This is a genomic window from Streptomyces sp. NPDC006283, from assembly GCF_040613325.1.
Taxonomy (GTDB): Bacteria; Actinomycetota; Actinomycetes; order Streptomycetales; family Streptomycetaceae; genus Streptomyces.
On the sequence record NZ_JBEXRZ010000270.1, the window covers coordinates 1 to 8,925 of the forward strand.

The following is an 8,925-nucleotide window of genomic DNA, read 5'->3' on the forward strand; positions in this document are numbered from 1 at the left end:
GCGACCACGAACATCTCGCGTTCCGCAGCGTCGCGCCGCTCGTCGCCGTACGTGTGGGGCCGCCGGCGAGCCCACGGTCGCGGACGCGCGGCTCGCGGCCGCGTACGCCCCCACCCTTCCGTACGTGGACCTGGGCGCCGACTCCGGCCGGGCGGGGCCGCAGCACCATCAGCAGGCCGTGGCACAGGCGCCCACCCTTCCGTACGTGGATCTGCGCCCCACCGGCCCGGGAGGCCTGCCACCGCTGCCGCGGCAGTCCCCCGAAGCGGACGCGGCCACCGGCACAGGCACGGACGGCGGCGCGGGCGGGCGGGGGCAGGCGCGGCGGTCCGGGCGGCGGCGGAAGACCGCCGAGCGGCCGGAGACGCTGCGGCGGCTCGTGCCGCAGGCGCTTGTCGTCGCGTTCCTCGCCGGCGGGACGTCCGCCTTCGTCGCCGCCGACAAGGCGGTCCGTCTCACCGTCGACGGCGTACCGAGGACGATGCACACCTTCGCCGACGACGTACGCGAACTCCTCGACGACGAAGGGCTCGACATCGGTGCACACGATGTCGTCGCCCCCGGCCCGAACGCGGTGCTCGACAGCGGCGACGAGATCGTCGTCAGCCACGGCAGGCCGCTGACGCTCACCCTCGACGGCCGCCGCGAGCGCGTCTGGACGACGGCCCGTACTGTCCAGGAAGCCCTGCGGGACCTCGGGGTCCGTGCCGAGGGTGCGCATCTGTCCGTCCCGCGCTCCGCCCCGATCCCCCGTACCGGGCTGGTCCTGGACGTGCGGACGGAGCGGGCCGTGACCTTCATGGCCGACGGCCGTGAGCGCACCATCCGCACCAACGCCGCCACGGTGCACGAGGCGCTCGGCGAGGCGGGGATCGTGCTGCGCGGCCAGGACACCACGTCCGTACCGCCCACCGGCTTCCCGCGCGACGGCCAGACCGTCACCGTCATGCGGATCAGCGGCACCAGGGAAGTGCGCGAGGAGCCGATCGGCTTCGCCGTGGAGAAGACCAGGGACGCGACGCTCTTCGCCGGCACCGAGGTCGTCGTACGGCAGGGAGCGCCCGGCGTGCGCCGGGTGGTCTACGCGCTGCGAACGGTCAACGGCGTCCGCCAGAAGCCGCGGCAAATCTCCGAGGAAGTGATGCGTGAGCCCGTCACCGAGCAGGTGAGGGTGGGCACCCGGCATCTGCCGTCCTCGGTGCACGGCGCCGACGGCCTCAACTGGGCCGCCCTCGCCCACTGCGAGTCCGGCGGACGGCCCGGCGCCGTCGACCCGTCGGGCAACTACGGCGGGCTCTACCAGTTCGACACCGGCACCTGGCGCGCGCTCGGCGGCACGGGCCGCCCGCAGGACGCCCCCGCGGAAGAACAGACGTACCGGGCGAAGAAGCTCTATGTGCAGCGGGGGGCGAGTCCGTGGCCGCACTGCGGCCGTAGGCTGTATCGGTGAGCACCACTGATCCCGACGCACTCCTCGGCCCCGCCGACATCCGCGAGCTGGCCGCCGCGCTGGGCGTACGGCCCACCAAACAGCGTGGCCAGAACTTCGTCATCGACGCCAACACGGTCCGCCGGATCGTCCGCACCGCGGAGGTGAAGCCGGACGACGTCGTCGTCGAGATCGGCCCCGGCCTCGGGTCGCTGACCCTCGGGCTGCTGGAGGCGGCGGACAGTGTCGTCGCGGTCGAGATCGACGACGTGCTCGCCGCGGCCCTGCCCACGACGGTCGCCGCCCGGCTGCCCGAGCGGGCCGCACATTTCTCGCTGGTGCACTCGGACGCGATGCACGTGCAGGAGCTGCCCGGGCCGCCGCCGACCGCGCTCGTGGCGAACCTGCCGTACAACGTCGCCGTGCCGGTGCTGCTGCACATGCTCGACCGCTTCCCCACCATCGAGCGAACCCTCGTGATGGTCCAGGCCGAGGTCGCCGACCGGCTGGCGGCCAGGCCCGGCAACAAGGTGTACGGAGTCCCCTCCGTGAAGGCCAACTGGTACACCGAGGTCAAGCGGGCCGGCGCGATCGGCCGCAACGTCTTCTGGCCCGCGCCGAACGTGGACTCGGGACTGGTGTCACTGGTCCGGCGGGCGCAGCCGGTGGCGACGACGGCCTCCAAGGCGGAGGTCTTCGCGGTCGTCGACGCGGCCTTCGCGCAGCGCCGCAAGACCCTGCGCGCGGCGCTCGCCGGATGGGCCGGGTCGCCGGCCGCGGCCGAGGAGGCGCTGGTCGCGGCGGGCGTGTCGCCGCAGGCGCGGGGCGAGTCGCTGACGGTGGAGGAGTTCGCACGGATCGCGGAGGCGAAGAAGTGAGTGCTGGGGAGGGCCGGGAGGGCGCGCGAGAGAGCGTGACCGTACGGGTGCCGGCGAAGGTCAATGTGCAACTGGCGGTCGGCGGGGCGCGCCCCGACGGCTTCCACGACCTCGCCAACGTCTTCCTGGCGGTCGGTCTGTACGACGAGGTGACGGTGCGCCCCGCGCAGTCGCTGACGATCACCTGCTCCGGGCCGGACGCCGGGCAGGTGCCCCTGGACCGCACGAACCTGGCCGCGCGCGCCGCCGAGCTGCTGGCGGCACGGCACGGCATCTCGCCCGACGTGCACATCCACATCGCCAAGGACATCCCCGTCGCCGGCGGCATGGCGGGCGGCAGCGCGGACGGTGCGGGCGCGCTGATGGCGTGCGACGAGCTGTGGGGCCTTCGCTCCTCGCGAGCCGAACTGCTCGCCATCTGCGCCGAGTTGGGCAGCGACGTGCCGTTCAGCCTGGTGGGCCGGGCGGCGCTGGGAACGGGACGCGGCGAGCAGCTGGACGAGCTGGAGGTCGGCGGGAGTTTCCACTGGGTGTTCGCGGTGGCGGACGGCGGGCTGTCGACGCCCGCGGTGTACCGGGAGTTCGACCGGCTGAACGAGGGCGTGCGCGTCCCGGAACCGGTGGCCTCCGCCCCGCTGCTGGAAGCGCTGCGCACGGGGGACGTCCTCGCGCTGGCCGACGCGCTGTCGAACGACCTCCAGCCCGCGGCCCTGTCCCTGCGCCCTTCGCTCGCGGACACGCTGTCCGTGGGTGTCGCGGCCGGGGCGCTCGCCTCCCTCGTCTCGGGCTCGGGCCCGACGACGGCGTTCCTGACCAAGGACGAGGAGTCGGCGCGGGCGGTGGCGGCGGCGCTGACCGCCTCGGGGACGTGCCGCACGGCACGGGTCGCGGGGGCGCCTGCGGCGGGCGCGACGGTGGTCGCGGGCTGAACGTGGCCGCCGCGTACTCACCGCGGATTTGAGTACGAGCGCCCTCCCGCCCACGCTGGGCCCCGCGGGACGGTACCCGCATGGGAACAAGCGCTCGTGAGCTCGCCGACCTCACACCCGGCACCCGGGACCGGTACATCGACCTGTTGCGGGTCGTCTCGCTCGGGACCGTCGTCATCGGGCACTGGCTGATGGCCGCCGTCACCGACGACGGCGTCGGGAACCTGCTCGCCGTCGTGCCCGAGCTGCAACTGCTCACCTGGGTGCTGCAGATCATGCCGGTGTTCTTCTTCGTCGGCGGGTTCTCGCACGCCCTCTCGTACCGATCGTTGCGACGCAAGCACCCTGACCGGTCCGTGTACTCCGTGTTCCTGCGCGGCCGGCTGCAGCGGCTGCTGCGGCCCACGATGGCCTTCGTGCTCGTCTGGGGCGCGGCCGCGCTCGCCGTGCAACTGCTCGGCGGGGGCGGCGGGATGACCGGGGTCGCGCTGAGGCTCGTGACCCAGCCACTGTGGTTCATCGGGATCTATCTCGCCATGGTCGCGTTCACGCCGCCGCTGCTGAAGCTGCACGAGCGCCACGGCTGGGCCGCCTTCGGCGCGCTTCTCGGCGCGGCCGTCGCCGTGGACGTGCTGCGCTTCGCAGCCGACGTTCCCTTCGTGGAGTTCCTGAACTTCGCCTTCGTCTGGCTCGCCGTCCACCAGCTCGGCTTCCTGCGGGCCGACGGGCGCATCCGGATGCCCGCCGCGCTCGCGGCGGCCGGTCTCGCCGGGGCGGCCGCGCTCGTCGCCCTCGGGCCGTATCCGCTGTCCATGGTCGGGATGCCCGGCGAGAAGGTCTCGAACATGGCCCCGCCGACCCTGGCCCTGCTCTGCCACGGGCTGTGGCTGGTCGGCGCCGTGGAACTGCTCAAGGGACGGGGCGCGGGCCTGGTGAGCCGTCCCCGCGTCTGGCGCGGTGTCGTGGCCGCCAACGGGATCGCCATGACCGCCTTCCTGTGGCATCTGACGGCCATGCTCGGGGTCTACGGGGCCATGATCGCGACCGGTACCGCCCTGCCGGAGCCCGCGACGGGCGGCTGGTGGGCACAGATGCCGATGCGTATCGCCGCCGCGGCGGGGCTCACCGCGCTGCTCGTCGCCGTCTTCCGGCGGTTCGAGCGGCCGGCGGGTGCCGCGGCCGCGCCCGTACCGGGCACCGGGCCGATCGCCACCGCCGGGATCACGCTCTGCCTGTTCGGCGTCCTCGGTCTGTCCATGGTCGGCTTCGGCGGGCTGCTCGAAGGACGGACGGCGACGCTGATCGCCGTGCAGGTCAGCGCCCCCGCCGCGGTGGCCATGGCGCTGGGCGGCTGGCTTCTGGTGGAACGGGCGGGCCGGGGCAGTCGTGCCTGACAAGTAGGCTGGGAGGTCGATCGTTCCCCCTGTCAGGAGAGTAATGGCCGTCAACCTGGTCAATGTCGAGGCAGTCAGCAAGGTGTACGGAACACGCGCCCTGCTCGACGGCGTCTCCCTCGGCGTCTCCGAGGGGGATCGCGTCGGTGTCGTCGGCCGCAACGGCGACGGCAAGACCACCCTCATCCGGATGCTCGCCAAGCTGGAGGAGCCCGACACCGGACGGGTCACCCAGAGCGGCGGGCTGCGGCTCGGCGTGCTCACGCAGCACGACTCCCTCGACCCCGAGGCGACCATCCGGCACGAGGTCATCGGGGACCTCGCGGACCATGAGTGGGCGGGCAACGCCAAGATCCGGGACGTGCTGACCGGACTCTTCGACGGCCTCGACCTGTCCGGGTTCCCGCAGGGGCTCGACACCGTCATCGGACCGCTGTCCGGCGGTGAGCGCCGCCGTATCGCCCTCGCCAAGCTGCTGATCGCCGACCAGGACCTGCTCGTCCTCGACGAGCCCACCAACCACCTCGACGTCGAAGGCATCGCCTGGCTGGCGAGGCATCTTCAGGCACGTCGCTCCGCGCTCGTCTGCGTCACCCACGACCGCTGGTTCCTCGACCAGGTCTGCACCCGCATGTGGGACGTGCAGCGCGGCGCGGTGTACGAGTACGAGGGCGGCTACTCCGACTATGTGTTCGCCCGGGCCGAGCGTGAGCGGATCGCGGCGACCGAGGAGAGCAAGCGGCAGAACCTGATGCGCAAGGAGCTGGCCTGGCTGCGGCGCGGCGCGCCCGCGCGTACGTCCAAGCCCCGCTACCGCATCGAGGCGGCGAACGAGCTGATCGCCGACGTGCCGCCGCCGCGTGACACGTCCGAGCTGATGAAGTTCGCCTCCGCCCGCCTCGGCAAGACCGTTTTCGACCTCGAGGACGTGACGGTCCAGGCCGGGCCCAAGGTGCTGCTGAAGCACCTGACCTGGCAGCTCGGTCCCGGCGACCGGGTCGGCCTGGTCGGCGTCAACGGCGCGGGCAAGACCTCGCTGCTGCGCACGCTCGCCTCCGCCGCCGTCTCCCAGGGCGACGAGCAGCCCGTGGCGGGCCGCGTCGTCGTCGGCAGGACCGTACGGCTCGCGTACCTCTCGCAGGACGTCACCGAACTGCCGCCGACCCTGCGCGTGCTCGAGGCGGTCCAGCAGATCCGCGAAAGGGTCGACCTCGGCAAGGGCCGTGAGATGACCGCGGGCCAGCTGTGCGAGCAGTTCGGCTTCGGCAAGGAGAAGCAGTGGACGCCCGTCGGCGACCTGTCCGGTGGTGAGCGGCGCCGGCTCCAGCTGCTGCGCCTGCTGATGGACGAGCCGAACGTCCTGTTCCTCGACGAGCCCACCAACGACCTCGACATCGAGACGCTGACCCAGCTGGAGGACCTCCTCGACGGCTGGCCCGGCACCATGGTGGTCATCTCCCACGACCGGTTCTTCCTCGAGCGCACCACGGACCGTACGTTCGCGCTGCTCGGCGACGGCACGCTGCGGATGCTGCCACGCGGCATCGACGAGTACCTGGAGCGCCGGGCGCGGATGGTCGAGGCGGCCGTCCCGACGCCGCCGCCCGCACCGGCCACCGCGGTCAAGGAGAAGTCGGCCGCCGACGTCCGCGCGGCCAAGAAGGAGCTGCAGCGGATCGAGCGGCAGCTCGACAAGCTTTCCGACCGGGAGAGCAAGCTGCACGCCCAAATCGCCGACAATGCAACAGACTTCGCGAAGGTGGCCGAACTCGACGCGGAACTGCGTGAACTCGGCGGAGAGCGCGACGAGTTGGAAATGCGCTGGCTCGAGCTGGCGGAGGACGCCTGACCCGGACCGCGGGAACAGCCGCGTAGAGAAGCCGTGCAGAGCGCGTAACAACCCCATCACGGGCCGGTCCTCCCTTGGGAACAGGGGAGGACCGGCCCCGCTCTGCGTGCGTCGCGGGTGATACAAAGAAGGCCCGCTCGACTGACGTAGAACAACGGAATCCTTGTCCGAATCACTCCACTCCGGGGCAACGTGCCGGCCGGAACCGGAGCGGGGGAGTACGGCCGGGCAGCAGACCGTACGAAAAGGGGGAGGCGCTGATGACTCAGCCGCCCAGCCAGCAACCGCCGCAGCCGGGCTTCGGAGCCCCGCAGGATCCTCAGCAGGGCGCTCCTCAGCAGCCTCAGCCGCCCGCGCAGCCGCCGCAGATGCCGCCCGCTCCGCCGCAGGGGCCGCCTCAGGGGCAGCCGCCCATGACGCCGCCCGGCTACGGATACCCGCAACAGGCGCCCGCCCCGCAGCCCGGTTACGGCTACCCCCAGCAGCCCCCCGGCCAGCCGGGGCCGGACAACCAGCCGCCCGGCCCGTACAACCAGCCCGGCCCCTACGGCGGTTACCCGACGCAGCCGCAGTACCCGGGTGCGCCGGCTCCCGGGACCGGCGGTGGCTCGGGCAACTTCTTCAAGGGCAAGCCCGGCATCATCGTCGCCTCGGCCGCCGCAGCGCTGCTCGTCATCGGCGGCGGCACCTGGTTCGCCCTGAGCGGCGACGACAAGGAAGACAAGCCCAACGTCAGCAAGTCCAGCGACGATCCGAAGCCGACCGGCTCCGCCACCGTCGACGAGGGCGACGGCAGCGGAACCGGCCGTGAGGGCAACGACGACCTCAACGCCGGGCGCAAGGACGGCGAGGCCAAGGTCCTCTTCCTGACGAAGAACGACGTCGACCTGCCGCGCAACGGCGCCGACGTCTTCGGGCCGTGGGTGGCCGGCGACACGGTCGTCAAGGCCATGTACCGCGAGGTCGCCGGCTACTCGGTGACCGACGGCAAGAAGAAGTGGAGCGTGCCGCTCCCCGCTGAGGTGTGCTCCGCTCCGGCGCAGATCTCCGCCGACAACAAGATCGTCATCGGTGTCAAGGACGGCCTCACCGACAGGGCCAAGTGCAACGACCTTCAGATGATCGATCTGAAGACCGGCAAGGCCGGCTGGAAGAAGCCGATCCCGAAGGCGTCCGGCGCGTTCAGCTCGCTCTCCGACTTCACGCTCGCCATCAGCGGCGACACGCTCGCGGTCGGCGGCACCGGCAACTCGTACGGCTTCTCGATGACCGACGGGAAGCAGCTCTTCGGCAAGCCGAGCAGCGGCTGCGAGCCGTTCGCCTTCGCCGGCGGACCCAAGCTGCTCGCCGGTGCCAGCTGCCCGACGGACGACTACGACAAGCCCAAGCACCAACTGCAGGAGATCGACCCGGCCAGCGGCAAGCCCAAGTGGACGTACAACACGCCCGAGGGCTGGGAGATCGACAAGGTCTACTCCGCCAGCCCGCTGGTCATCTCCATCACCCAGCGTGAGCCGGAGAAGAAGTGGTCGATCCTCGCGCTCACGGACAACGGCAAGCTGCGCTCGCAGATTTCCGGCGGCAAGAACGACAAGTTCCAGCCGCGCTGCGGCGGCGCCTTCGTGATCTTCGGCCAGAACCTCGAGGGCTGCACCGGCCTCACCGCGGACGCGAACAACTTCTACATGGCCACCGAGACCGAGTACGGCAAGGCCAACGAACTCGTCGCGTTCGACCTCAACAGCGGTAAGGAGAAGTGGCGTGCACCGGCCGGCGGGGAGCGCAAGATGACGCCGCTGCGCATGGAGAACGGCAACGTCCTCGTCTACATGCAGCCGACGTACAACACGGGTGGCGGCGTCGCCACGGTCGCGCCGACCGGCGGTGCGCCGAAGATGCTGCTCCAGCACCCCGCCTCGACCGCCGAGATCGAGAACTCCTTCTACTCCCCGAAGATGGCCTACGCGGACGGGCGGTTCTTCATCGCCAGCGGTCGCGTGAGCGCGCCCAACGACAAGGCGGAGCAGGAGACGAAGACCATGATGGGCTTCGGCCAGTGACCGTCTTCGAAGCCGCAGGACCCCACTTCCGTTCCCCAGAGGTAAGCACGCCATGACGCAGCCGCCGCCACCGCCCCACCAGCCGCCCGGCCCGCCGCCGGGCCAGCGCCCGAACCAGCCGCAGGGCGGCGGATTCGGGCTGTCGAAGGACCAGCCTCCCGCCCAGCCGCCTGCCGCACCTCCGGCCCAGCCGCCTGCCGCGCCCCCCGGAATCGAAGCCGGTCGGGTCCTCGCACGAGGCGACCAGCGCTGAAGGCTGAGCGACATGCCGGGCCGCCAAGGCGCACGGCGCGTCTCGATGTCACGGGTCGCGGCGGCCTCGGTGCCGCATCAGCAGCCCGGGACAAACACCGCAACGGGCCCACCGCCACGATCACCATGGCGGC

The 8,925-nt window shown here is 71.9% G+C and carries 6 protein-coding genes; all 6 read left to right on the forward strand.

The window, feature by feature from the left end:
- The first annotated feature begins 244 nt into the window (after positions 1-244).
- Positions 245-1,450, forward strand: coding sequence for a ubiquitin-like domain-containing protein (locus ABZ070_RS33115; protein WP_356639375.1), 1,206 nt, complete (start codon positions 245-247; stop codon positions 1,448-1,450).
- On the forward strand, positions 1,447-2,307 hold the full coding sequence (rsmA, locus tag ABZ070_RS33120) for a 16S rRNA (adenine(1518)-N(6)/adenine(1519)-N(6))-dimethyltransferase RsmA (protein WP_356639365.1): 861 nt from the start codon (positions 1,447-1,449) through the stop codon (positions 2,305-2,307). Before ABZ070_RS33115 ends, rsmA begins: the two co-directional genes overlap by 4 nt.
- Positions 2,304-3,236: a 4-(cytidine 5'-diphospho)-2-C-methyl-D-erythritol kinase gene (locus ABZ070_RS33125; RefSeq protein ID WP_356639367.1), complete on the forward strand. Its 933-nt coding sequence runs from the start codon at positions 2,304-2,306 to the stop codon at positions 3,234-3,236. Before rsmA ends, ABZ070_RS33125 begins: the two co-directional genes overlap by 4 nt.
- A gap of 80 nt (positions 3,237-3,316) precedes the next feature.
- A complete protein-coding gene (locus ABZ070_RS33130) occupies positions 3,317-4,630 on the forward strand; it encodes an acyltransferase (RefSeq protein ID WP_356639369.1) in 1,314 nt (437 codons plus the stop codon).
- Between the two features lie 43 nt (positions 4,631-4,673).
- A complete protein-coding gene (locus ABZ070_RS33135) occupies positions 4,674-6,479 on the forward strand; it encodes an ABC-F family ATP-binding cassette domain-containing protein (protein WP_356639371.1) in 1,806 nt (601 codons plus the stop codon).
- 260 nt (positions 6,480-6,739) lie between these two features.
- A complete protein-coding gene (locus tag ABZ070_RS33140; RefSeq protein WP_356639373.1) occupies positions 6,740-8,539 on the forward strand; it encodes a PQQ-binding-like beta-propeller repeat protein in 1,800 nt (599 codons plus the stop codon).
- Positions 8,540-8,925: the final 386 nt, after the last annotated feature.